The 25,215-nt window shown below is 47.5% G+C and carries 28 protein-coding genes, 2 pseudogenes and 1 other annotated feature; of the genes and pseudogenes, 6 read left to right on the top strand and 24 right to left on the bottom strand.

The window, feature by feature from the left end; all coding sequences use genetic code 11:
• Positions 1–52: 52 nt before the first annotated feature.
• The 5 genes and pseudogenes from DXA20_RS04590 to DXA20_RS04570 all read right to left on the bottom strand — a co-directional run bounded on the left by DXA20_RS04590 (position 53) and on the right by DXA20_RS04570 (position 4,620).
• Positions 53–430 (bottom strand): hypothetical protein, encoded by a 378-nt coding sequence (locus DXA20_RS04590; RefSeq protein ID WP_147403695.1) that lies wholly within the window; start codon positions 428–430, stop codon positions 53–55.
• A 119-nt stretch (positions 431–549) separates the two neighbouring features.
• Positions 550–1,562: pseudogene (locus DXA20_RS18315) on the bottom strand (NAD(P)H-dependent glycerol-3-phosphate dehydrogenase).
• Between the two features lie 24 nt (positions 1,563–1,586).
• Complete coding sequence (gene plsY, locus DXA20_RS04580) at positions 1,587–2,210, bottom strand: glycerol-3-phosphate 1-O-acyltransferase PlsY (protein ID WP_022306863.1); 624 nt, start codon at positions 2,208–2,210, stop codon at positions 1,587–1,589.
• 2 nt (positions 2,211–2,212) lie between these two features.
• Entirely contained in the window at positions 2,213–3,532 is a 1,320-nt protein-coding gene (der, locus tag DXA20_RS04575) for a ribosome biogenesis GTPase Der (RefSeq protein ID WP_118559467.1), read from the bottom strand.
• Between the two features lie 23 nt (positions 3,533–3,555).
• The gene (locus DXA20_RS04570) at positions 3,556–4,620 is read right to left on the bottom strand and encodes an FKBP-type peptidyl-prolyl cis-trans isomerase (protein WP_118559466.1); all 1,065 of its coding nucleotides are present in this window, start codon (positions 4,618–4,620) and stop codon (positions 3,556–3,558) included.
• Positions 4,621–4,830: 210 nt separating this feature from the next.
• Here DXA20_RS04570 and DXA20_RS04565 point away from each other — a divergent pair, with 210 nt between their 5' ends.
• The gene (locus DXA20_RS04565; RefSeq protein WP_118559465.1) at positions 4,831–6,021 is read left to right on the top strand and encodes a ribose-phosphate pyrophosphokinase; all 1,191 of its coding nucleotides are present in this window, start codon (positions 4,831–4,833) and stop codon (positions 6,019–6,021) included.
• Here DXA20_RS04565 and pgeF read toward each other — a convergent pair.
• The 7 genes from pgeF to DXA20_RS04530 all read right to left on the bottom strand — a co-directional run bounded on the left by pgeF (position 6,014) and on the right by DXA20_RS04530 (position 12,446).
• A complete protein-coding gene (gene pgeF / locus DXA20_RS04560) occupies positions 6,014–6,931 on the bottom strand; it encodes a peptidoglycan editing factor PgeF (RefSeq protein ID WP_118559522.1) in 918 nt (305 codons plus the stop codon). The two genes, DXA20_RS04565 and pgeF, sit on opposite strands and share 8 nt — an antisense overlap.
• Positions 6,932–6,993: 62 nt before the next feature.
• A complete protein-coding gene (locus DXA20_RS04555; protein WP_022306868.1) occupies positions 6,994–7,356 on the bottom strand; it encodes a YraN family protein in 363 nt (120 codons plus the stop codon).
• 94 nt (positions 7,357–7,450) lie between these two features.
• Positions 7,451–7,774, bottom strand: a complete 324-nt coding sequence (locus DXA20_RS04550) for an EscU/YscU/HrcU family type III secretion system export apparatus switch protein (protein ID WP_022306869.1) — start codon at positions 7,772–7,774, stop codon at positions 7,451–7,453.
• 128 nt (positions 7,775–7,902) lie between these two features.
• Positions 7,903–8,664 (bottom strand): ribonuclease HII, encoded by a 762-nt coding sequence (locus tag DXA20_RS04545; protein ID WP_279222355.1) that lies wholly within the window; start codon positions 8,662–8,664, stop codon positions 7,903–7,905.
• Between the two features lie 232 nt (positions 8,665–8,896).
• Entirely contained in the window at positions 8,897–10,213 is a 1,317-nt protein-coding gene (lepB, locus tag DXA20_RS17540) for a signal peptidase I (protein WP_330420634.1), read from the bottom strand.
• An 11-nt stretch (positions 10,214–10,224) separates the two neighbouring features.
• Positions 10,225–12,168, bottom strand: coding sequence for a transglycosylase domain-containing protein (locus tag DXA20_RS04535; protein ID WP_118559463.1), 1,944 nt, complete (start codon positions 12,166–12,168; stop codon positions 10,225–10,227).
• Complete coding sequence (locus DXA20_RS04530; protein ID WP_118559462.1) at positions 12,165–12,446, bottom strand: hypothetical protein; 282 nt, start codon at positions 12,444–12,446, stop codon at positions 12,165–12,167. The genes DXA20_RS04535 and DXA20_RS04530 overlap by 4 nt, the downstream gene beginning before the upstream one ends.
• Positions 12,447–12,639: 193 nt before the next feature.
• Here DXA20_RS04530 and spoIIR point away from each other — a divergent pair, with 193 nt between their 5' ends.
• Positions 12,640–13,407: a stage II sporulation protein R gene (spoIIR, locus tag DXA20_RS04525; protein ID WP_158577134.1), complete on the top strand. Its 768-nt coding sequence runs from the start codon at positions 12,640–12,642 to the stop codon at positions 13,405–13,407.
• Between the two features lie 165 nt (positions 13,408–13,572).
• Positions 13,573–13,998: a DUF1934 domain-containing protein gene (locus DXA20_RS04515; RefSeq protein WP_118559460.1), complete on the top strand. Its 426-nt coding sequence runs from the start codon at positions 13,573–13,575 to the stop codon at positions 13,996–13,998.
• Positions 13,999–14,099: 101 nt separating this feature from the next.
• On the opposite strand, the gene DXA20_RS04510 is transcribed toward DXA20_RS04515, so the two are convergent.
• The 4 genes from DXA20_RS04510 to DXA20_RS04500 form a co-directional block, all read right to left on the bottom strand.
• A complete protein-coding gene (locus DXA20_RS04510) occupies positions 14,100–14,630 on the bottom strand; it encodes a hypothetical protein (protein ID WP_243100536.1) in 531 nt (176 codons plus the stop codon).
• Positions 14,631–14,702: 72 nt separating this feature from the next.
• Positions 14,703–15,431, bottom strand: a complete 729-nt coding sequence (locus DXA20_RS04505; protein ID WP_118559459.1) for a lysophospholipid acyltransferase family protein — start codon at positions 15,429–15,431, stop codon at positions 14,703–14,705.
• 53 nt (positions 15,432–15,484) lie between these two features.
• Positions 15,485–15,964: a hypothetical protein gene (locus DXA20_RS16370; protein WP_199877053.1), complete on the bottom strand. Its 480-nt coding sequence runs from the start codon at positions 15,962–15,964 to the stop codon at positions 15,485–15,487.
• Positions 15,907–16,656: a M15 family metallopeptidase gene (locus DXA20_RS04500; RefSeq protein WP_199877052.1), complete on the bottom strand. Its 750-nt coding sequence runs from the start codon at positions 16,654–16,656 to the stop codon at positions 15,907–15,909. The genes DXA20_RS16370 and DXA20_RS04500 overlap by 58 nt, the downstream gene beginning before the upstream one ends.
• Positions 16,657–16,944: 288 nt before the next feature.
• Between DXA20_RS04500 and DXA20_RS16660 the strand changes: the two genes are divergently transcribed.
• Positions 16,945–17,289 carry a hypothetical protein gene (locus DXA20_RS16660; protein WP_243100535.1) on the top strand — a complete coding sequence of 115 codons (345 nt, stop codon included), beginning with the start codon at positions 16,945–16,947 and terminating at the stop codon, positions 17,287–17,289.
• Positions 17,181–17,825 (top strand): 4-(cytidine 5'-diphospho)-2-C-methyl-D-erythritol kinase, encoded by a 645-nt coding sequence (gene ispE, locus DXA20_RS04495; protein WP_330420645.1) that lies wholly within the window; start codon positions 17,181–17,183, stop codon positions 17,823–17,825. Before DXA20_RS16660 ends, ispE begins: the two co-directional genes overlap by 109 nt.
• A gap of 136 nt (positions 17,826–17,961) precedes the next feature.
• On the opposite strand, the gene DXA20_RS04490 is transcribed toward ispE, so the two are convergent.
• The 7 genes from DXA20_RS04490 to DXA20_RS04465 form a co-directional block, all read right to left on the bottom strand.
• A complete protein-coding gene (locus DXA20_RS04490; protein WP_118559458.1) occupies positions 17,962–18,591 on the bottom strand; it encodes a hypothetical protein in 630 nt (209 codons plus the stop codon).
• 266 nt (positions 18,592–18,857) lie between these two features.
• Positions 18,858–19,049, bottom strand: coding sequence for a hypothetical protein (locus DXA20_RS16110; RefSeq protein ID WP_158577133.1), 192 nt, complete (start codon positions 19,047–19,049; stop codon positions 18,858–18,860).
• 18 nt (positions 19,050–19,067) lie between these two features.
• Positions 19,068–19,244 (bottom strand): hypothetical protein, encoded by a 177-nt coding sequence (locus tag DXA20_RS16105; protein ID WP_158577132.1) that lies wholly within the window; start codon positions 19,242–19,244, stop codon positions 19,068–19,070.
• Between the two features lie 25 nt (positions 19,245–19,269).
• On the bottom strand, positions 19,270–20,625 hold the full coding sequence (locus DXA20_RS04480) for an MATE family efflux transporter (RefSeq protein WP_118559457.1): 1,356 nt from the start codon (positions 20,623–20,625) through the stop codon (positions 19,270–19,272).
• A gap of 112 nt (positions 20,626–20,737) precedes the next feature.
• Positions 20,738–21,103, bottom strand: coding sequence for a 50S ribosomal protein L7/L12 (gene rplL / locus DXA20_RS04475; protein ID WP_022305894.1), 366 nt, complete (start codon positions 21,101–21,103; stop codon positions 20,738–20,740).
• A 52-nt stretch (positions 21,104–21,155) separates the two neighbouring features.
• Positions 21,156–21,656, bottom strand: coding sequence for a 50S ribosomal protein L10 (rplJ, locus tag DXA20_RS04470; protein ID WP_022305895.1), 501 nt, complete (start codon positions 21,654–21,656; stop codon positions 21,156–21,158).
• 49 nt (positions 21,657–21,705) lie between these two features.
• Positions 21,706–21,840, bottom strand: a sequence feature (ribosomal protein L10 leader region).
• Positions 21,841–21,975: 135 nt separating this feature from the next.
• The gene (locus DXA20_RS04465) at positions 21,976–22,773 is read right to left on the bottom strand and encodes a C39 family peptidase (RefSeq protein ID WP_022305896.1); all 798 of its coding nucleotides are present in this window, start codon (positions 22,771–22,773) and stop codon (positions 21,976–21,978) included.
• A 183-nt stretch (positions 22,774–22,956) separates the two neighbouring features.
• On the opposite strand from DXA20_RS04465, the gene lepB (DXA20_RS04460) reads away from it, so the two are divergent.
• Entirely contained in the window at positions 22,957–23,658 is a 702-nt protein-coding gene (lepB, locus tag DXA20_RS04460) for a signal peptidase I (protein WP_118559456.1), read from the top strand.
• Positions 23,659–23,921: 263 nt separating this feature from the next.
• Here the strand turns inward: lepB (DXA20_RS04460) and serS are convergent.
• A pseudogene (gene serS / locus DXA20_RS04455) lies at positions 23,922–25,215 on the bottom strand (serine--tRNA ligase).

Genomic DNA, 25,215 nt, shown 5'->3' with positions numbered 1-25,215 from the left:
CCTTTCTGTCTTATGCTGCTGTGCATCCTGAAATCTCTTCTGTCTCACCGACCTACTGCGCAGAGTCCTTCGAAAGCTTCTTCCCCTGCTCCAACGCATTCTGATACAGCTTCTGCACCTGCTCCTCCAGCTTGTTCCAGGTCGTTTCATCTGACATGCATTTTTCAACATATTCCTGCCGAAAACCCCGATAGGAAAATCCGCCGGAAAATGCAGCCAGAAGTATGATAAGAAGCATGACGGACGCCAGGAAGCGCATCAGTCCGAAATGAAAAGAAGGTCCTGTGTTTTTCGTTTCATTTAACAGTTGCTCCGCTTCTTTCAAATCCCTCTTATAGAAAAAGCCGGCATCGTCACCTGTCCTTTGAAAAGATGCCTTTGCCGCCATTATTTTCTGCTGACGATTCATTTGCCGATCCATCTGCTGCATATTAAGATCTCCTCCATTCATATATTTTGCATTTGTCTGCGACTTCATACAAAATGATGCTGTGATCAAAATGCATGCTGCCTCCAGCCCCATACTAAATATATGAATGGAAAAGCTGTTTATTCGTCCCAGTCAAGTCCGGGATATTCGTTACATTTATCACGGACCAACAGACCATGTACCGCATCCAGAACCGGCATATCCTCAAATAAAACCTTATTGATCTGCTCCACAATCGGCATGCTGACCTGATACTGCTGTGCCAGAGCCATTGCCGCCCGGGCAGAATGCACGCCCTCAACCACCTGATTGACTTCCTTCATCGCAGCATCGGTTGTATAACCCTTTCCAATCAGATAGCCCGCCGTATGATTCCGGCTGTGCTCGCTGGTACAGGTCACAATGAGATCACCGATCCCGGAAAGACCCATAAAGGTCTCCATGCGACCGCCCATCTTCACGCCGAGACGGCTGATCTCGGTAATTCCTCTTGTGATCAGCGCGGCACGCGTATTATCGCCAAAGCCCATGCCATCGATCACTCCGGCTGCCAGTGCGATCACATTCTTGATCGAGCCGCCAAGTTCAATACCGATAATATCTGAGCTTGTGTATACACGGAATCTCTCATTCATAAATATTTCCTGGATTATTTCTGCGGATTCACGCTTCACGGAGCCTGCCACAACCGTTGTCGGCACACCGATCGCTACCTCCTCTGCGTGGCTTGGTCCGGACAGCACAGAGATATCTGCCTGCGGAATCTCGGACAGAATGACATCGCGCAGCTACAGAGAGTATCATTCTCAATGCCCTTTGCCACGTTGACAATCCGCTGTCCCTCGCGGATATACGGCGATGCGTTCTTTGCCGTCTGTCGCACAAACGGTGACGCTACCGCAAAGACAAGCAGGTCATATCCGGTGCATGCCTCTTTTAAATCCTTTGTAAGTGCAATCGAATCCGGAAGCTTCACACCGGGAAGTCTGTCTTTATGCTCCCTGTGCTCTGCCAGCATATCGATTTCTGCCTCTACCGCTGACCATAATGTCACATCATGTCCATTCTTTGCTAACATAATCGCCAGAGCTGTCCCCCAGCTTCCGGCCCCCAGAAAACTTACTTTACTCATAGTCCTGCATTCCTTTCTTGACCCCTACGCTTCCTTCTTATTGCCCCAGAGCGGATTTTCATTGCCATGGATCAGCCGTACAATGTTCTTACGGTGCTGGAAGTACGCCAGAGCCGTGAAGATCAGGCTTAAGATCATCATATGTACAAAATAAGGGTTGTCCCTGTATAAGATCAATGTATTAGCCGGAATATACCATGCCACAAACAAAGATCCCACAGATACATACCGTGTCAGCGCAACCATCACGATAAAGATCGCCAGTCCGATCGGAATCATCAGCGGATGACATGCCGACATGACAACCGCTGCTGTCACGGCAATGCCCTTGCCGCCCTTAAATCCAAGATAAAACGGATAGTTATGACCCAGAACAACACCAAGCCCACAATACAGACACCAGAGATACCACTGCTCCGGCGTAAATACAAGACGTATCACAAGGATCGGTATGATCGCCTTGACAAGATCGCCGGCAAACGTGATGAGCGCCGGAATCTTACCAAGGTTACGCAGCACATTGGTTGTACCGGCATTGCCGCTGCCTTTTGTACGGATATCCATATGATAAAATCTTCCTACAAAGTAACCCATGGAGATACATCCGCAGAAGTATCCCACGATCAAACAGATAATATATGCTGTCATGATCAGTTTTCCTTCCTTTCTCTGACAAAGAATTTCAATGGCGTTCCGGAGAATCCAAACGCCTCACGTATTTTATTTTCCAGATATCTGGTGTATGAAAAATGCATCAGCTTCTTACTGTTGACAAAAATAACAAATGTCGGCGGCTTTACGCTGACCTGTGTCATATAGTAAATCTTAAGCCGGCGTCCCTTGTCTGATGGCGGCTGCTGCATAGCGACCGCCTCTGCCAGAATGTCGTTCAGGACACCTGTCGCAATCCGAAGGGAATGATTCTGGATCACAACCTCGAGCGTATCAAAGAGCTTTGGCAGTCTCTGACCTGTCTTGGCAGAAACAAATACGATCTCTGCGTACGGCAGGAAAGACAAGACCTTTCGAATCTCATTGGTGTACTTTTTGACAGAGTTGTTGTCCTTCTCGATCGCATCCCATTTGTTGACAACGATGATCATACCCCGTCCACGGTCATGAGCGATTCCTGCGATCTTGGCATCCTGCTCCGTAATTCCTTCTGTTGCGTCAATCACAAGCATGACCACATCGGCACGCTCTACGGCAGACACCGTACGAAGGATCGAATAACGCTCGATCTCTTCCTTGATCTTGTTCTTACGGCGAAGTCCTGCCGTATCGATAAAGACATACTCTCTGCCTTCCCAGGTCACAGCAGTATCAACCGCATCTCTGGTTGTTCCCGCAATGTCCGATACGATCACGCGGTTCTCGCCCAGAAGCTTATTGATGATCGAGGACTTACCAACGTTTGGCTTACCAACGATCGCCACTCTCGGCCGCTCATCCTCTTCCTCCTCCAGATTCTCCGGAAACAGGTGCACGATCTCGTCTAACATCTCACCAACACCGATCTTACCGATGGAAGAAATCGGGAACGGATCACCGATACCCAGATTGTAAAACTCGTATACATCCATCATCTGCTTCTCATAATTGTCGATCTTATTTACTACAAGAACCACCTTCTTGCGGGACTTGCGCAGCATATCTGCCACCTGATAATCCGCATCGACCAGACCGGTCTTGCCATCGGTCAGAAACAGCACAACATCTGCCATCTCGATCGCCATCTCGGCCTGCTCACGCATGTGCTTAAGCATCAGATCGTTAGTCTCCGGCTCGATTCCGCCGGTATCCATCAGTGTGAAGCTGTGATTCAGCCATGTCACATCTGCATAAATTCTGTCTCTTGTCACACCCGGTGTATCTTTAACGATAGAAAGACGTTCCCCGACCATCATATTAAATAATGTGGATTTACCGACGTTCGGACGTCCTACGATCGCCACAATTGGTTTCGCCATTTTACATGCTCCTCCTTACCTGATTATTTCTCTACAACATTATCTGCCAGATAGGTCTTCACCTTCTTGTATAACAGATCATCCATGATGAGCTGCTTGGCATCCGTGCCGTAGAAATTCTGAAACTGCTCATTTAATGCATCCTCATCCTTGCAGTTATAGGTTGACAGATAGCTGTCAAGCTCTGTCTTATAATCCTTATCGGAAATCTCGATATTTTCTTTCTCTGCAATGGCTCCGTAAACAAGCTGCTTACCGACATCTTCCTTCGCCGTCTTTGTCAGCTCCTTTTTAAAATCCGACGATGTCGTATTCTGTGCAGACAGATAATCGGAGATCGTGTAGTTGTTCTGCTGCAGATAATATACAATCGAGGTGTTGAGCTGCTTATACATCTCATTAACTCTTGCCTTCGGATACTCATTCACCTTGGAAGCACTGTAAACGCTGTCCCATGCCAGATCCTCCAGAGAATGCTGACGCAGTGTATCCTTATAATCCTTTAATGACTTATACGAAGTCAGGTTCTTTTTGACAAACGCATCCGTAAGCTTCGGAAGTATCTTCTTGCCCTGGATATAATTGATCGTTACTGTAAATACGGCTTTTTTCCCTGCCATGTCCGGATTATTCGGATAGCTCTTTGGAAATGTCACCTTAACATCAAGCTTCTCACCGACGCCGGCACCAATCAAGCCGTCCTCAAATCCCGGAATAAAGGTACCGGAGCCAATCGTAAGGTTATATCCGTCCGGATTCTCCTTCTTGGTACAGGTACCGCCGTCAAACTTCTTTCCGTTCATCTTACCAACATAATAAATATTGACGGTATCGCCATCTTTAACCTTGCCGGACTTTTTCTTTTTATACTCCGCATAAGAATCTAACGTCGAATCAATCTGCTTCTGTACCTGTTCATCAACATCAGACTTCTTCATGGAAATCTGCTTATATTCGCCCAGAGTGACATACTCGGAAGCCTTCTTCTCTGTCTCCTTCTTACTCTTGCTGCCAATACTGCAGCCGGATGTGAGTACCATTGTTACACATAAAAGCACGGAAAGTGCTGTTTTACTTATCTTTCTCAAAATAATACCTCCAAAATCTTAAATAAATGAATAACGGATCAAATACAGAGTAAACACACATAGCCATATTAATTTATAACATAAACCATTAAAAATGAAAAGCCCTTTGAGAAAAATTCACACCCAATTGCAAAAGGAAACCATTGACGGATACGTCCAAAAGCGATATATTTTTGAATAGGATTGAAAATTTCAGATTGGAGAACGATTATGTCAAATATAAATTATCATGACTCTTTATTGGTAGCCCCACTTCGAATTATTGCATTAAACAACTGTAAGGAACTTGGCGAGAAGGTCAACCAGCTTATTATCGAGAGACGCCACAAAGCACTTTCAGAAGCGGGCATCCGCAATTCTTCCTTTAAGATGCAGGAATATGACCGTGACGATTATCTGGTTTCCTATGACTGTCCACGATTTGGTACCGGCGAGGGACGTGCCGTGATCAATCAGTCGATCCGAGGAACCGACCTGTTCATTATTGCAGACACCGTCAATTACAGTGAGCTTTTCAAAATGCATGGAAGCATCTCACAGATGTCTCCGGACGATCATTTTATGGATCTGAAGAGAGTTATCATGGCATGTGGCGGTTCTCCACGACGTATCACAGTTATCATGCCGTATCTGTATGAGGGACGTCAGAATGTCCGTATGGCAAATGAGTCTTTGGACTGTGCACAGGCACTTCAGGAGCTGACAGAGATGGGTGTGGAGACGATCATTACCTTTGACGCACACGACAGCCGTGTTCAGAATGCGATTCCGATCCACGGCTTTGATAATTTCTATACCTCCTATCAGTTCATCCGTGAGATCTTTGATCGTAATCCGGATATGCCGGTAGACGATAAGCATCTGATGATCGTAAGTCCGGATGAGGGCGGCATGGGACGTGCTGTTTATTACGCCAGCCTGCTCGGTGTCAATATGGGAACATTCTACCGCAGAAAGGATTATTCGATCACAGTCAACGGAGATCATCCGATCGTTTCCGTGGAATTTCTCGGTAATGATCTTGCCGGTAAGAACATCATCCTTTTAGATGACATGATCGCATCCGGTCAGACGATCATGGATGCTGCCGCAGAGCTTAAGAAGCGCGGTGCTTCCAAGGTTATCATCTGCGCAACCTTCGGTCTTTTCTCCAATGGACTGGATGAAATCGATGCCGCTTATGAGAAGGGGCTTTTCGATAACATTTATACAACGAACCTGGTTCATGTACCAAATGAACTTCTTCATAAGCAATATTATGTGAATGTCGACATGAGTGCATACATCTCACTGATCATTGACACCTTAAATCATGATACTTCCGTAAATAACATTCTGGATGCCACAAGCCGCATTCAGGAGCTTGTGGAAACACGCTTAAAGGAACAGGGTTCTATCTGATCCATTCTCTGATACGGATAAAACCATTTAAATTGCCCCGCTTCCCGTGACTCGCACGGTGAGAATATAATAACGTTGAATTACAGCAGGTACAGACACCGGACAGATGAATATGCTCCGGCAGAATGCCTGCTTTTTTCAGTAAGAACCAGTTTGCTGCCCAAAGATCAAGCTGATACTTCTGTTCTCCCTCATCGGTCACCCTTCCTTCCGTCACAATCTGAGAAGCTTCTTCCTGTGGGTACTTCTCCAGAAACTGCTCTGCCACATCGCCGCTTACTTCATAACAGCTCTGACAGATTGATGGTCCGATCAGCACCTCGATATCTGAAAGTGTACAGCCCATCTCCTGCATTTTGTGTACTGTCACCTCACCGATCCCTGCAACCGTTCCTTTCCAGCCGGAATGCGAGGATGCGATGATCTTTTTCTTGGGATCACAGAAAAATAACGGCACACAATCCGCATAGGAGGTTGCAAGCAGCAGTTCCGGAATGTCTGTAAGCATTCCGTCCACCGCCTTTAGCTTCTTCTCGATATTCGCTCCGGCACAAAAATTCGGATCCACATACTTTACCGTTGTCTCATGCACCTGATCCGACAGCACAAGCTTTTGATGATCCGCTCCGATGCTCTCGCAGTAACGGCGGTAATTCTCACAAACATTTTCCCGTCCCTCGCCGCGGTCCCAGCCCAGATTCAACGAGGAAAGATATCCGTCGCTGACGCCCCCAAGTCTTGTTGAAAAGGAAAGCTGCAGCCATTCCTGCCGGTCGAAGGAGCCAAAATGAAGATAAGGAACCTTCGATCTCTCTTCAAGAATCGTCTCCTCATTGTCATAATATGCGGCATATTCCTTTCCCTCCGCCTCAAATTCGTCCTGTCTTTTCCGTATCAGTTTCTGTTCCATTCCATCAATCTCCATTTAACCCGTTTTGCTGTATAAATTCCTTTATACTTTCTACCGCGGCATCATATAAATTCAAATGCGTTTTTGATATGTGAAAGCGACCCGTCTCCGCTGACGGCAATCACGTCAAATCGGCAGGCATGATCCATTCCGTAACCATGCTCTTTGTAATAATAAAGCGTTGTGCGGCATATCTGCCTCTGCTTTGCCATATTCACCGATTCCAGCGGATCACCATACCCGGTTTTCCTGCGGTAACGGCATTCACAGATCACAAGCAGTCCTGCCGGATCCTCGGCAATGATATCCAGCTCGCCATGACGCCCGGCACGGTAATTTCTCTGCAGGATCACATAGCCCTGCTTTTCCAGATATTCTGCCGCAATATCCTCATAATGACTCCCAATCTCCCGTCGATTATACATTGTTCTCCTTTTCACGCCGGTGCTTTCTTCCTCACATTCTCTTTAGACAACCGCCGGCATTTGTCAAATCATTCTGTTTAATTTACGCTTAATTTTATCGTTCCTTCCGGTGATCCATCACCTTATCCTTGATATGATCCATAGCATCCACAAAGACAAGCACGTCCGCCACCACCTGATAAAGCTCCGGTGGAATGTATTCCCCGATCTCGATATTCTTTAAACTTCCCGCAAGCTTCTCATCCTTATGTACCGGAATGTCAGACTGCTTCGCCGTATCAATGATCTTTTCTGCAATATAACCCTGTCCGGATGCGATGACTTTCGGTGCCTGATCCGTCGGCTCATATTCCAGAGCAACCGCCGTTTTTTTCTCCCGGTTCGGACTGTGAAAATACTGAAATCCGTCCTGTTCCATATAGCCTCTCCTTTCATTCCACGTCTGTAAACTTCCTGTCACGACCACAATCCCTGTAGCGCAAAATAAAATCTTCCTTCCGTCGAAACCTGTCTATACAAATTTTAATGCAGAGCAGACCGTCAACTCTATATAAACTTATGAATAAATGTCCGTCTGTGGATCGGACAAGGACCATATTCGTGGATTGCATCCGTATGCTGTTTGGAGCCATAGCCCTTATGCTTTGCAAATCCGTATTCCGGATACAGCTTATCATATTCCTCCATCATACGGTCCCTTGTCACCTTGGCTAGAATACTTGCCGCTGCGATCGATACGCTTTTGGCGTCCCCTTTAATGATTCCTGTCTGCCGGATCGAAACATTTGGTATCGTCACGGCATCCACAAGCAACATATCCGGTGTTATGCCAAGTCCATCAATTGCCTGACGCATCGCCTCATAAGTTGCCTGAAGAATATTGATCTCATCAATTCTCTGCGGACTTACAATTCCAACCGCACTTGCAACCGCCATTTCCCGAATCTCATCGAAAAGCTCATCTCTTCTTGATGCACTCACCTGTTTGGAATCATTCAGATACAGGATCTGACAATCCTTGGGAAGGATCACGGCACCTGCAACAACCGGTCCGGCAAGCGGTCCTCTTCCCGCCTCATCGATTCCACAGATTGCCGAACAATCCGCATACTTGCGCTCAAAAAACTTCATTTCTTGAAGACGTGTAATTTCCGCCGCAAGCTTCTCCTTCTCTTTTTTCACTCTTACGATCAGATCCTGAACTCCCTTTCTGTTATCCTCACTGTATGACTGTGCGATCCGTTCCTTTTCTGCCAGATCCGCCGCATTCTGAAATTCTTCTTTAATATCCCGGATTGATTTCATGATCTTGCGTATTCTCCTCTCGATTTTATTCTACATTCTATTTAGCAATCGCGCTTTTTGCTCTTTGTTCGGTTTGAAATTCCCGTTTCTTTTCTGTTTGCTCAATGCCCTGTTTCACAGCCTCGCTTCTTTTCTATTTCCTCTATGCTCTGTTTCACAGTCTCGCCTCTTTTTTCTTTTCTGTTTATTTTGCGTTTTATTTAACGCCCCTGCTTTCACAGAGGCGTTAATGGATTTATTTTTTAACTCCACCAAAATGGTTCAGCGGCCATGTGCAAAGCCATGCCTCCCCAATAATGTCGTTTTTGTTGACCAGACCGACATATGAATTACGGCTGTCTGTACTCATATTGCGGTTATCACCCATCACAAAATACTGATTCTCACCGAGAACCAGTGGATTCTCTGCAATGCCCGCCTCATTGATCGCAGCTGCGCCGTAGACATCATCATCCAGCTTCTCATTATTGATGTAAACACTGCCGTCAATGATCTGTACCGTCTCTCCCGGGAGACCGATCACTCTCTTAATATAATATGTCTTCTTAGCGGTTCCATCATCATAGCTTACCGGAAATACCACTACATCATATCTCTTTGGATCCGCAAAATAATAGGACAGTCTCTGAATGATCACACTGTCACCATCCGTCAGCGTCGGTTCCATCGACTCACCCTCTACGGTTGTCTGATGTGCCACATAGGTTGTTACAAAGGATGCCAGGAAATATGCGATTCCGATACAGAATGCAATAATAACAACTGTTGTCACCCAATCAGTTACCTTTCCGGCCTTCTGAGGAATAACCTCCTTCAGATCGTTGAGTTTCTCTGCAAAACGGTTCTCCTCTACCGCTTCACCCTCAAGCTGTACGATCTCGCCATCCATTGCCTGTGCTTCCGTTTCTGCATTGACGACTCCATCCATCTCCATCGTGGCTGCTTCTTCCGGCTTTTTGTGAAGCATGCCGGAAAGCTTTTTGCCCATACTGCTTGCCGCTACGGCAGTTTTCTGAGCAAGCTTTGCTCCCTTTTCGGCGGCAGATTCTGCTTTCTCCTGCTGTTTTTCTGCCTGCAGGTGACGGTTCTCCTCCATTGCTGCATTTACTTCCTCCAGAGTTCTCTCCTCCGGGGCAAGCTTTTTCTTAAAATCGGAGAATTTCTTTTTGATGCCTGCCACATCAAGCTTGATCGTAATCTCTACGGTATGATCCTGTTCCTCCGGTGCATCCATGGACTTTGTCTCTTCCGAGATTGTATCAAGTGCAGATGTCTTTGGGCGGATCGGTCTTGACGTCGATGTGCTGACAGAAATCAGATGCTCTTTCTTCGGTGGGGCTTCCACTTTCGGAACCTCTGCGTTTCCGGTCTCCGACTGCAGCCGGATATCTGCTGCCGCTGCTCCGGACGCATCCATCTTCTCCGGGGCTGTATCAGGAATGCTCTGGCGGTTGATCTGTCCCTCCGGTAATATACGCTGCTGCACTGCTTCCTGTGCCGGTGCAGACTGTACAGATACCATCTTGGGCTTTGCACTCTGCTGCGGCTGCATCTGTGCTGCTGTTACTGTCTATCATATACGAAGTCCGCATATTCCATACCGCTATGCAATTCTCCCATAAACTCATGCCAGATGTAAAGCGGATATGTGCTTCCGTACAGATTACTTACCGCTCTCGGATTATCGTAGCCAACCCATACCGCGGTCGAATAATACGGTGTATAACCACAGAACCAGCCATCCTTCTTATCACTGGTCGTTCCGGTCTTACCGGCGCATGCCATATTGCTGAGCTGCTTGCCGGCTGCGGTACCGCGCACCAGAACACCCTTGAGGATATCCGTCATCGCTTCCGCTGCCTCCGGCTTGTAAACCTGCTTCTGCTTTGTGAGCTTATTCATATTGACGATCACATTGCCGTCGTAATCTGTAATCTTCTTGATACAGGTTGGATTGCGGAACTTTCCGTTGTTGGCAAGTGTCGCATAGGCAGATGCCATCTCTACGGTGCTTGCTCCATTGGTCAGTCCACCAAGGGATGCCGCAGGCACATAGTCACTGTCAACGATCTTGGAGAAATTCATCTTCTTGACATAGCTGAGGCCTACCGCCGGTGTCATCTCCTGAAATAAGCGCCATGCGACAACGTTCTTGGACTTCTCAACCGCTGTGCGAAGCGGAATCTTGCCGAGATAACGTCCATCCGCATTTCGCGGACCATCCTTGAAATAGGTGTCATCCACAATACTGTTGGCGGTATAACCACGCTCCAGCGCCGGTGTATATACCGCAATCGGCTTGAAGCAGCTTCCCGGCTGGCGATAGCTCTGGAAACCACGGTTGATCGTATACCCGGTCGTCGATTTCTGCTTACGTCCGCCAACGATCGCCACAACCTTACCGGTCTTATTGTTGATACAGGTTGCCGCTCCCTGCATGGCATAAACACCCTTTTTCTTCTCCGTGAAGGAAGAAAGCTGTTCATTGACCGCCTTCTGCAACTTCGCCTGTATCTTCTTATTCAGTGTCGTATAAATATTATATCCTGCCGTATGCAGTAACTTGTAGCATTCCTCGTACATGTCCTTATACTCTGCATCATAGCTGCTCCGATCCGCATCTGAAGAAAACTCATACCGGAATTCAAAGCCCTGCTTCTGCATCAATGCCTTGGTAGCACAGCTTACCGCATAGGTCGTCAGATAATTCTGATTCTTGATCTCCTTCGCCGGATTCATCACGATATCCGAATAATACGCATCGCTGTATTCCGCAGAGGAGATAAACTTCTGGGACAACATCTGATCCAGAATACGGTTCTTTCTCTTGATCGTATTGTCAAAATGCTCCAGCGGATCGTAGCTCTGCGGACGGTTTGGGATCGAGCAGACAAATGCCACTTCAGCCAGACTCAGCTCTGACGCCGACTTACTAAAGTAGCCGCGGCTCGCTGCCTCAATTCCGTAATAGCCATTTGCGAAGAATACATTGTTGATATAAAATTCCAGAATCTGATCCTTGGAGTACTTCTTCTCCATCTCCGTGGCAACGAAGATCTCCTTGACCTTACGGGAATATGACTTATCCGTGTACGGCAGATAGTCCGTAAAAATATTACGGGCCAGCTGCTGGGTAATCGTACTTGCACCACGCGTCGCATCCTGTCCCCTGAGCTTGTTCATAAACAGGGTGATACCTGCGCTGACCAGTGCCTTCGGATCGTAACCGGCATGCTTATAGAAATCACGATCCTCCGTTACGACAAATGCATCCTTTACATACTGTGGAATCTTGTCGAAGGTCAGGTAGTAGGAATCATGATCACCTTTGAGTTTTGCCAGAACCTTGCCATTGGAATCATAAATAAAACTTGCCTCGGAGGATTTAAAGGTATCCTCGGAAGAGGCAGCGATCATCTTCTTCGCCTCTGCCTGCCACTTGAGCAGTGTGTTGCCGTATTTGAAATAAAACAGTGCCACCACCGCCAGAATTGCTAACAGGATCAACAAAAAAAGTATCTTAAAAAACAAGCGAAGCTTGGATGCTTCTTCTTGCGCTTTGTCTTTCCGGTCTTTCCTGACGATGCCGCCGCTGCCGGTCTCTTTCCGACGGAACCGGATGCGCTTCTTCCGGAACCCGTGCCATAAGAAGCAGAACCTCTGCCTGTACCGTAGGAAGCTGTGCCGTGTCCCGTTCCGCGGGAGGCTGCACGCCCTGTACCATATGAAGTTTTGCTTCTCCCTGCAGAGCCGTTTGCTGCTCTGCCTCTTTCTGAATAATTCATACTTTTATCACGCCTTTCTAATGTGGTTATCATAGCATATTTTTTTCTAAAATGCATCATTATCAGGTGGTTTTCATAAATTCATAAGATTCTCGTAAATGGTATTTCGACATCTTTTCGATTCCCGTGTATATTTTTCGGCAATCCGGCAAAAATCTTCATGTCGACAAATAAAAAGCGAAAGGATTTTATTATGTATCGTATATCAGACAAGAACAAAAACACAAAGAAAGTGCGCTGGGTCCTTCTGGAACAGCTTCCAACCATATTATCACCAAAAATGCTGATTTTAGTTTTCCTGTATGCCATGGCGTTTACCCTTCTTCTGCTGGGACTGCGCATTCTGCATTTTGAAACTTCACTGTCCGGGACTATGACCACACTTACATCAACCGCCGACCACGCAAACACCTCGGTTCTATACCGGCAGGAATCTGCAGAAACGATCCAGCAGGGTATTGCCTCCCGGGTCATCCGCCTTCATGTCATCGCAAACAGCGACACAGCCGAGGATCAGGCACTCAAGCTGAAGGTACGTGATTCCATTATCAAAAACCTGCAGAGCAGTCTGTCCGAAACGGCCTCCGTCCGGGATGCCCGCCGCCAGATCATCACCCGGATCCCGAAGATCCAACAGAAAGCACAGGAAACAGTCGCCGGAGCGGGCTATGGCTACCCGGTCAAAGTCACTCTCGGCAATCAATATTTTCCGGTGAAGGATTATGGCGATCTGCGTTTTCCTGCCGGCAATTATGAAGCACTCTGTGTCCGGATCGGCTCCGCAGCCGGTCACAACTGGTGGTGCGTCCTGTTCCCAAGCCTGTGCTTTGTCGATGAGACCCACGCTGTTGTCCCTGACGACTCCAAGGAAAAGCTTCAGGATTCTCTTTCACAGGAGGAATACGAGTCTCTTGAAATACATTCTGCCGCCTGCGACTGGATCACTGACAAGCTTCGCTGATTGTTCGACGGAATCACAGAGTACATTTTAGGGGATGTTTTCTCTCTATGATCAGCTTGCAACAGCTCCATCACCGGATCGAACATCCCCTTCCGAACTGCACTGGACATTCCATGTATCTTCCCGTACAATAGGGGTAACCCAAATACAGAAACGAGGATTGTCATGAAAGAAAATGTACTGATCTCCATTACCGGCCGCCATCTGACCGACGAGGATGAAAATACCATCGAGACAAAGCAGCCCGGCAAATATGCTTATTTCCGGGGCAAGCATATTATACGCTATGAGGAATATCCTGAGCTTGAGGACGATGTACCTCCAATCGCGGTGCCATGTATGCTTAAGCTCGATGCCAATAATGTGGTTCTGACCAAAAAAGGGGACACACCGATGAAAATGCATTTTTCACCGGGCATCTCCCACAACACCCTTTATCAGACACCGATCGGTGCCCTGCCTCTGAGCATTGACACGACCCATCTGGAAATGATCGAAAACGATAACGAGATCCGCGTGGAGCTGAGCTACTCCCTGAACATGAACGGCAGCCCGGTCAGCGAATGCACGATGTCCATTCTGGTACAATAATACCGGAGATCTTGCAATTTGAAGCACAAAAGGGCAAAACCAACGTTTTGCCCTTAATTAGCATTATATTACGAACATTTTCCTATACCGGGATCAGCCTCTTACTTCTTATCCGTCTTCTCAGCGGCAGCCTTTGCCTTCGCCTGCATGCCGGTCAGCTTATCCTGCATCCGCGAGCGGAAGGAACGCTTTCCTGTCGGTGTCTCAAGATTGGTACGCAATCCCTTGACCTCAAGGATATAGATACCGCTTACCTTTGCCTTTACAGACTTCTTCACCGGAATCTGCTCAAAAATCTTCTCATCACACATTAATGACATAATCTGATTTCCGATCTTTGCCTTTACGATCGGCACCTTCTGACCACGGAAACGCTTTGGCGTCTGGTCGATCACAAGCTGTGGAAGCCCCGAATCCTTTAATTTCATTTTCTTCTTGTCAATAACAAGAAATGATGCATTCTGTGCTGCTGCCTGAAGCTGCTTCTGTGACTCCTCCTGGCGGTTCTGCAGCTTCTTACCATAGATGCTGAGTGCAACAAGACCTGCAACAAGTGCAATAATAACAATAATCGTAACAACTACCCATGCCTTTACTGCAAATAACGGCATGAACATCATCCATTCGTTCATAATTCTTCAACCAAACCTTTCTTCAAACTGTTCTTAAGAATACCACATTTTCGTCCCGTTGAAAATACCCATCTACAACTCTGCCGCATTTTTCTTGACCTTTTCGCCGATAATTTCACGAACCTTCTCTGCAACATGCTTCTTCTCGGTCTTCTCCAGATCATCCATATAGATCGGTTTGCAATACTCAACAATAACGTGTGTGCTGTGAATCCACGGGAAATGATTTTCAAATGCTTCATCGGTATTGTTCAGCGCCACCGGAACGATCGGACGATGCGACTTTTCCGCCAGCTTAAAGCTTGCCTGATGAAACTCCAGAAGCTCATCGCCGTGATTTCTCGTTCCCTCCGGAGCAATAAATACAGAATGTCCGGATTTCAAAAGCTCGATTCCTTCCAGTATCGTCTGAAGCCCCTTTTTGAGATCATTGCGATCCAGGAAAAGACATTTCATTGCCTTCATCCAGCGGGTGATCAGCGGAACATGCGCAAGATCATCCTTGGACACAAACGCCATTGGCATTGGTCCGGTTGTATAACCTACCAGAATATCGAAATAACTCCGGTGATTGAAGACATACATTGCCGACTCACCCTGCAGCACATTTTCCTGTCCCTTGACCGTCACCTTCACGCCGGCAATAAACAAAATATCCTTAAATGCCCTGCGGATCAGGGTCTGCGCATACCGTGGCTTCATATCCGGATTGATCTTGCCGATGATCCAGCCAACGAACCATGCCGGTATACTAAAAATATAATACAATATCAGGTAAATTACGATTATGATTGTTCTCATTGTGTTCTCCCATTCTTATGATGATGCTTATTCCTGCCTTATAAGCTGCCTCATTACTCTGTCTGAGGCACCGTATTCTCCTCGGTCGTCTCCTGACCGCCCTGTCCCGGATCCGGGACAGCCGGCGCCACAGTACTCTCTGCCGGATCTGTCGTCGGTGTCTGTACGGACGGTTTCTTTGTCGGCTTGGCAACGGGTTTCTTCGTTGCTTTCGGTTTCTCCTCCGGCTTTTTCGTTGCCTTTGGTTTCTTGGTTGCCTTTGGCTTCTTCGTTGCCTCCGGCTTCTTTGTCGCAGTCGGAGCTGCGGACGGAGTAATAACAGGCTTTACTCTGCCCACCTTTCGGTTCGGCTTCGGCGTCGGAGCCGCTGTCATTACCGGCTCATTCTTGTCATCATCAGGCACATCTCGTATCTTGCCCTCCGGCTCCTTGATCTGCTGATCCACAGTGGTTGTTTTATAATATTCCTCCAGCGTCAGATCCTTCTTGTAAAGATATGTCGCCAGCTCCTGCCGACATAACGGATATGCCATGGTTCATAGGAATATCCGGTGATCTTCGTCTTATCCTTAGGATATCGAATGATAAATCCGTAATTATGGCAGTTTTTCGCAAGCCATTTGCCATCAGAGGTATCTCCAAAGCTTTCCTCCAGCGCGCAATCCACCGCCTCGCTGGACACATCAATAGTCAGTCCCGTCTGATGCTCACTGCTGCCCGGCTTTGCGGACACAAGATCGGTCGCTGACTTACCGCGGCTGCTCACATTCCGGTCGTAAATCTCCTTCTGTCTCGCATAGGAACGATACCCGGACACAGCCTTTAAGATCACGCCATCCCGCTCGGCTGCCGCAAACAGCTTCTCCAGCGCACCCGCTGTCACCTTGCGCACATAGCTCTTCTCAAAGGTACCATAAAAACTAAACCGTACGTTTGGCACCACAAGATCAGCCGGAATATAATCCGCACTCATGCGATACTCGCGGTTTACCAGAACAGTGATGCTGTCCTCTTTCGTGTCCACCTTGATCAGCGGACTCTTTTTCTTGGTCTTCTTCACACCGGAGTCCTCATCTTTCTCATCGTCTCCGGTATAATATTCATATCCGGTGTCAGAGGTGTCTGCCGCACTCTCAGACCCCGCCTTTATATTCCCCAGCTGATGCGATAATAAGCCCGCAAAAACAGCCACTAAAACAATCAACACAACAACTGCGCGTTTCATTTGTATTATCCCCCATTTTCTTTCGCACAAAAAACTACATAAAAACTCTGTTTTGCAAATTATTATCCCATATCCTGTTTTCATTTTCAAGGGATTCTGCCGGATATAGAACGAAAATTACTTAATTTTTTATGAAGACGCTTCCTCTGAAATATTTGAGTTTTCAGGAATTTCCTGCTATACTGACTATAATTGTTTATCATGAATTCGAAGCGCCGGGGAGCTTGTTCACTTGCGCATGGCTTTGCCAAATACAACGTGGCATTGCCGGAAAGGGGAGTGTTTCTGATGACAAACGATACGATTACCATAAAGGCACCTGCCAAGATCAATCTGTCGCTCGATGTGACCGGGCGACGTGAGAACGGCTATCACGACCTTCGCATGCTGATGCAGACGATCGACCTGTACGATGAGCTAACGATCAAGAAGACTGCCGAGCCCGGCATTTATTTTTCCATGAACCGGGAGCTGCCGGATCATATCCCTCCGGAGAAGAATCTTGTCTGGAAAGCAGCGAGCTTCTGCAGGAGCGCTGTCATATCACGGATGGTATTGATATTTATCTGGAAAAAAATATTCCTGCCGCAGCCGGTCTTGCCGGGGGCAGCTCAGACTGTGCCGCTGCGCTGATCGGCATCAACGAGCTGTGTGGTCTCGGTCTGACGCTCGGACAGCTCTGTGACCTCGGTGTAACGCTTGGTGCGGATGTTCCGTTTTGTCTCCAGAAAGGAACAATGCTCTCCGAGGGCATCGGCGAGATCCTGACCAGACTTCCGGATCTTTCCCCTCTGTGGGTGCTTCTGATCAAGCCGGACATTTCTGTGAGTACCGGCTACGTCTACACGCATCTAAAGCTGGACGAGATTACGTCCCATCCGGACACGGAGCACCTGATCGACTGCATCCGCCGTCACGACGATGCCACACTGGCAAGAGGACTTTCCAATGTACTTGAGACAGTCACGATCCCGGAATATCCGATTCTTGCAGAATTGAAACGTTTCCTTTCCGACAACGGTGCGATTGGTTCTCTGATGAGCGGCAGCGGTCCTACCACATACGGACTTTATCAGGATGAGATCCTCGCCCGCATGGCATTAAAGAAGGCAAAGGAGCAGTATCAGGACTACGATGTTCTCCTGTGCCGCACACGTTTACCGGAATAAAAATGGGCAGTTTTCTATACACGATGAACAAGACCGGGACACCGCATATGATCCGCAATGTCCCGGTCTTTTCTATGTAACTTCTGTCCGGCAGCTGCCGCTTTCTTCTCAGCAGCAGTGCCACATTATTCTAAAATTACTCATTCAGATACTTGGAATAATCCTCTGCTGTTGTGACACCGTTTTTCCAGTCTTCCATTTTCTTTTTGGCTGCGTCCACGGTATCCTGACAAATCTTCGGAAGATCCTCACCCCATGCCTTTGTTGCCTGCTTATAACCCTTCTCAAGAGACTCCATCATAAGATCTGCCTTGCTGGTATCTCCACCGGAAAGAGCGATTGCCATGCTGACCATACGGTCTGATGTCTGCTCAACGCCCCAGTAACCGTCCTCTGCGATGGATGCCTTCGCATCGTCAATCGTCTGCTGGTCAACCTTTCCTGCGATCTCACGGAAGGTTGCTGCCAGATTGGTTCCTGTTGCCAGATTAAACTTCTCTGCCTGCTTTCCTAAAAGCTTCTGTACCAGACTGTTCATGCTGTCCAGACGTGTCTGCTGATCTGCTTTCAGCTTTGCGATCACGTTGTCTCTATTATAAATCTGATTAGCACTGTCCTTCTTGGTATCCTGACTCTTCTCAAATACTGCAGCGTCCTCCTTGACCTGCTTGTCGGTTGTCTCTGCCGCCTTTGCCGCCTTGCTCTCTGTCTCTGCAGCAGTCACTGCGCTGTATGCGCCAACTCCGTTGATTGATGATATACTCATGTTCCCGAACCTCCTTTTCCTTTGCGAACATAATTTACTGCATCTTCTGTTATTATTCTTATCGGCTGATTACGTCCGAAACTTTACAGACCTCGAAAAATTATTTAAACAGGCACCTTTGGTCCAAAACGTCATATCATGAGTGATAAGAATGTTCCGGTTCAAGGAGGCTCTTATGTCTATCCAAAATATGATCGCACGCAAAATGCAGTGCAACTACCGGCTTAACCGTAAAGTCCTCCATATGAAGCACTGCGTTGATGAGGTTAATTCTGTTCTGGATGCGCTCTGTGCTCATGGACACAAACCGAAGCCAAAGCCTTCCAGGCCAAAGCCGTGTCCGCCACCATGCTTCCCGTGCTGTCCATTCTGCCCGCCGCCAAAGCCGCCCTGTCCGAATGGCTGTGTCCCTCCAAAACCTCCAGCACCACCCTGTCCGAAATCTGAACCGGAGCCAAAATCGGGGCCAAGACCTCCTATGCCTCCACACCCGTGCGGCTGTGTCCCTCCAAAGCCGGAACCAAAGCCTCCTGCACCACCCCGTCCGAGACTTGAACCGGATCCAAGCCCTCGCCCTTGCGAATCTCACAGAACGGAGCCCGGACCACACCTTCGACATTCCGGATCACGCAGCCCCGGCTTTTTCTTTCCACCGTTTCGCTTTTAATGAACTGTAAACTACGCCACCTTGCGGAAGCGAAAATTCGCACCGACCTTTTTCAAGCAGATCAGACAGGTCGGAAAGATAAAAATACACGCTGACACCCACGCTGTCTGATCGCCGAAACAGATTGCCGTATAACCGTAGATCGGAACAAAGATCAGGCTGACCACGATCCTTGCCACCATCTCTGTCACGCCGGAAAATACTGCTCTGCCGGAATAGCCAAGTCCCTGTGTCGTCATGCGGCTCACATTCAGGATGCCGAGACTCCAGAAGAAAAAGCCCTGACAGAACAGATACATTGCGGCAGCATCCAACACTTTATTTTCCCTGCTGCTGATAAAAATCCGGCACAGATCCCGTCCGAAGAAGATCAACAGAATTCCGGCACACAGACCATACCCCACAGCAACTGCCATTCCCTGAAAAAGTCCCTTGACGATACGTTTCTTTTTGCCTGCACCCAGATTCTGGCTACAAAAAACGGACACGCCCGTGGCGATCGCATCAAACGGACACATGAAAAACTGTTTCAACCGCAGTGCCGCCGTAAATGCAGAGACATACACAACGCTGTCGAGACTGTTATTGGCATACTGCATCACCATGCTTCCGATCGCCGTGATCGAATACTGCAGTCCCATCGGTACGCCCATGGTACACATGATCCGCACTCCGCGGCTCTGCACATGACAATCCTTTCCGGAAATCCGAAGCACCGGCACCTTTGTCCAGATATAAATGCAGCACAAAATGCCGCTGACCGCCTGCGCCGTGATCGTTGCAGCCGCCGCACCGGCACAACCCCAGTGAAATACCAGAATGCAGACAAGATCCAATATAATATTTAACACGGTTGAGATCGCCAGAAATATAAATGGTGTTCTGCTGTCTCCCACCGATCGCAGGATGCTGGACATCAGATTATACAACAATGAAAACGGTATGCCGAGAAACAATATAATCAGATAATTATAGGCTCCCTGATAAATCTCATCCGGCGTTGACAAAAGATGCAGGATCTGCGGACAAAGCAGCGCACAGACTGCCGTCAGGATCACCGCAAATACACCGGTCAGGAACATGGAATGAAAAATATGGCTTCTCATCTGTGCCATATCTCCCGCACCGAAGCTTTTGGCGATCGGCACGCCAAAGCCACACGCCAGACCAATGCAAAAGCCGAGTACCAAAAACTGGACACTGCTTGATGCACCTACACTCGCCAGAGCATTCGCTCCCAATGCTCTCCCGACAATCGCCGCATCAATAATATTATAGGTCTGCTGCAAAACATTTCCGATCAAAAGCGGAACTGCGAATCCCATTATCAAAGGCAGTGGTCTGCCCTCTGTCATTTTCTTTGCCATAACTCATCACTCCAAATACTAATAAAAGCAAACAAAAGCTGACAGAAGCTTCATTTCTGAAACCTCTGCCAGCATATTTACATGACATAGATGCCACAATATTTCGGTTAAATTATTTAAGTGTAACCTTAGCACCCTCAGCCTCGAGCTTCTCTTTGATCTCGTTAGCCTCGTCCTTAGAAGCAGCCTCTTTAAGAACCTTAGGAGCGCCATCAACAACTTCCTTAGCTTCCTTCAGTCCAAGACCTGTTACTTCACGAACAACCTTGATAACCTTAACCTTGTTTGCACCAACTTCTGTAAGCTCAACATCGAACTCATCCTTCTCTGCTGCGCCTGCTGCATCTCCGCCTGCTGCTGCTACAACAACGCCTGCTGCTGCAGATACACCAAACTCTTCCTCACATGCCTTAACTAAATCGTTCAGCTCTAACACTGTCATGCCCTTAATAGCATCAATAAATTCCTGTGTAGTCATTTCTATAACCTCCGTATTATTTTCTTTTCGTTTTGTTTCAATAAAATGTTAATTATGCCTCTGCTGCACTATCGCCCTGCTCTGCGATCTGATTAAGCACACGAGCAAGATTGGTGATAGGTGACTGCAAAGAACCAAGCAGCTTGGAAATAAGCTCGTCTCTTGAAGGAATGCTTGCCAGTGCCTTAACACCGTCAACATCATAGAATGTACCCTCAACAACGGCACCCTTGAATTCCAAAGCCTCAGCCTCTTTCGCAACGTTATTTAAAACGCGGATAGGAGCTGTTGCATCTTCCTTAGAAATTGCAATAGCAGATGGTCCGTCTAAAAGATCATCGAGCTGTGCGAAATCAGTACCCTCGAACGCACGCTTCATCAGTGTGTTCTTGTATACCTTGTACTCACAACCTGCCTCTCTCAATCCCTTACGAAGTTTTGTGTCCTGTTCTACAGTCAGTCCACGATAATCAACAAGCACTACTGTAGTAGCGCCATCGATCTTCGCCTTGATTTCATCAACGATTGGCTGTTTTAATTCAACCTTTGCCATAAGATATCTCCTTTCCTGGGCAGTCCCATAATTTTTCCTGCCTTGGGAAGTTCTTATTAAAAAACCTCCCTGCGTAAACACAGAGAGGTGAAATCATCAAAATAATTACATCCTTCCTCGGTAGGCGGTTTCCTTACGCTGAGCTATCAGCACCTACTGTCTACGGCAGTATGACTTGTTTTCACAAATCGAATGACATATTACCACATTCATTCACAATTGTCAACCTTTTATCCTCATTTTTCTTGTCCGTTTATGTCTTAATTTTTTTCACACATAAATTTCCCATTCATATCTTAATTCTTCCACTTTTCCATGGTCAGGAATACTTCCACAGGTTTTTGATCTGCGGCACAACCCGTTCCAGATCCCACGTTCTCCGACTGTTCTTCCTGCTGTTCGGGTCGTTGATGATCACCTCGCCATCCTGCGTCACACCGGCAAGCACCAGAAAATGTCCTGCTGTTGTAAAGTCCCCCGGACGCATGGCACAAATGATCACATGCCCGTCCTCCAGCGTCCGCCGGATCGTTTCCGCATCACATGACATCTCTGTACCGTTTAAGCCCATCTTTGCCGCACCTTCCGTCATCAGCGACCATGCCGAGCCCTGACCATCCACATAATAACCATTCCTTTGCGCCATTTTCGCCACCCTCCACGGATTCCATTTTGTCTCTCCACGACTTTCCGCAACCATCGCAAGACACGTAGGGCCACATCCGGTCAGCGCCATAAAATCATTACCGTACTGCCGGTAACCCCATCGCTCATCCCACTGAACAAGCAACGGCACGCTGCTTCCCTGATTCCCCTTCAGATCCTCGTCGGTCAGCTTAATCTTCTGCTTTTTGCCGGCATTTTCAGGATAATCCTTCACAAACTGTCTTGTCTCCCTGTTCTTTTTTGCAAGCTCCACCAGTTGATCCGGATAAGTTCCGTCTTCGTTTTTCAGAAACTGATCCTGTCCCAGAGAAATCCGCTCCGAAACCGCCTCCATTCCGTTCTTCAAAATATTTCCGGCACCACCGTTCCACGTCAGCAGACGGAGCCCCCCGATCACCAGAAGCACCGTCAGCACAAGTCTTCGTTTCTTTCTTCTTTTCCATTTCCGCATCCTTTGTCCCCCATTTCTGTTTCTGTGTGATTACCATTATAGGATCTCCTGTCCGAAAATGCCTTTGCTTTTCCTCAAGAAAACCTAATGTTTCTCTGAATATTCCTGCGGCGTAATTTTACATTAAAGAAGCAATGTGATAAGATAGGGGCTGAAAACACAATACGAGAAAGGATAATCCTCATGAACGAAACAGAAAATATATCCGAAGAAACAACGGTCGATAAAAAAGAAAAGAAATTTTCTATTGTAGATACCCTGCAATTTCTGTTCCTGCTTGCTGTGATCGCACTGATCATATTTATCCGCCAGATGCCGCTTTTCACGGTAGACGGAAACAGCATGAACAACACCTACACGAACGGCGATCTGCTGGTCGGCGACAAGAAAGCAGAGATTGCCGAGGGAGACATCCTGATCATATACAGCGATGTTCTCAGGGAACGCATCGTTAAGCGCTGCATCGGTCTTCCGGGCGATCAGGTCGATATTAAGGACAACGTTGTGTATGTCAACGGCAAGGCTCTGACAGAGAACTATATCGCCGAGCCGATGAATACCTCCGATATGTCCATCCGGTTATCCGATAACGAATATTTTGTGATGGGTGACAATCGGAACAATTCCACCGACAGCCGTGAGATCGGACCGATCCGGAAGGACAAGATTGAGGCAAAGGTAACGCACAATCTTACAAAGCAGTATCACATCACACCCGTTCATCTCAAATGGTTTAAGCGCATCGTGATCATCGGCGCCGCCTGCTACATTATCTATACGATCCTTGGAAGTTTCTGCTGCCGCTCTTTTCCGGAAACGCGACACAGACGAGCCGGTGCATTCCGATCACGATCAAACAGAGAAATAATTCTGCAGCTGCTTTAATATGTTTCACAGACGAATATTTAAACGGCAAAAAGGGTGTCCCCAAAACGGGACACCCTCTGCTTTTTTCTATACTATATATATTTCAAAAAATAAATTCACAACGCAAGGAAGCTTGTTCACTTGCACATGGCGGAGTTTCGAAGAAACTCCTAATATGAGTCCTTTAGGACTCATTATAACATATATCTGCGCGCGTTTTTTGCGCATAGCGGAGTTTCGAAGAAACTCCTAATATGAGTCCCTTGGGACTCATTATATCTTTATTTACTCTTCTTCTCTGTGATCGCTTCCATGCCACCCATATAAGGTCTTAATGCCTCCGGAATCTTAACACTGCCGTCTGCCTGCAGATTGTTCTCGAGGAATGCGATCAGCATACGAGGTGGTGCAACAACTGTGTTATTCAGTGTATGTGCAAAATACTTATTGCCGTCTTCGCCCTTCACACGGATCTTTAAACGGCGTGCCTGTGCATCACCCAGATTAGAGCAGCTCCAACCTCAAAGTACTTCTTCTGACGCGGAGACCATGCCTCAACATCAATAGACTTCACCTTCAGGTCTGCCAGATCTCCGGAGCAGCACTCCAATGTACGAACCGGGATATCCAGTGAACGGAACAGATCAACCGTGTTCTGCCACAGCTTATCAAACCACTCCTTGCTCTCCTCCGGCTTGCAGACAACGATCATTTCCTGCTTCTCGAACTGATGGATACGGTAAACACCACGCTCCTCGATACCATGTGCACCCTTCTCCTTACGGAAGCACGGAGAATAGCTTGTCAGTGTGCGAGGCAGTGACTGTTCCTCCAGAATCGTATCAATAAACTTACCGATCATAGAATGCTCGCTGGTACCGATCAGGTAGAGATCCTCACCCTCGATCTTATACATCATCGCATCCATCTCTGCAAAGCTCATAACGCCTGTCACGACGTTGCTTCGGATCATATACGGCGGAATGCAGTAAGTAAATCCACGATTGATCATAAAATCTCTTGCATAAGCAAGAACTGCAGAATGCAGTCTTGCAATATCACCCATCAGATAATAAAATCCGTTACCGGCAACCTTTCCTGCAGCGTCAAGATCAATACCGTCAAAACGCTCCATGATCTCTGTATGATAAGGCACCTCAAAGTCAGGCACAACCGGATCACCATACTTCTGAATCTCCACATTCTCGCTGTCATCCTTACCGATCGGTACGCTTGGGTCAATAATATTCGGAATGACCATCATGATCTTCTGAATCTTCTCTGCAAGCTCCGGTTCCTTTGCCTGCAGCTCTTCCAGACGAGGGGCGATCTCTGCAACCTCAGCCTTTCTCTGCTCAGCCTCATCCTTCTTGCCCTGTGCCATCAGACCACCGATCTCTTTGGAGATCTTCTTGCGGCGTGCGCGAAGCTCATCAGCTCCTGCTGTGTCTTTCTCGCCTCTGCATCGAGCGCGATCACCTCATCCACAAGTGGAAGCTTGTCCTCCTGAAACTTATTTTTGATGTTCTGTTTTACGATGTCAGGATTTTCTCTGACAAATTTCAAGTCTAACAT

Source organism: Roseburia sp. AM59-24XD (assembly GCF_003478445.1).
GTDB lineage: Bacteria > Bacillota > Clostridia > Lachnospirales > Lachnospiraceae > Jutongia.
The sequence above is the reverse complement of the archived record's forward strand: the minus strand, read 5'-3'. Positions and strand labels throughout refer to the sequence as shown.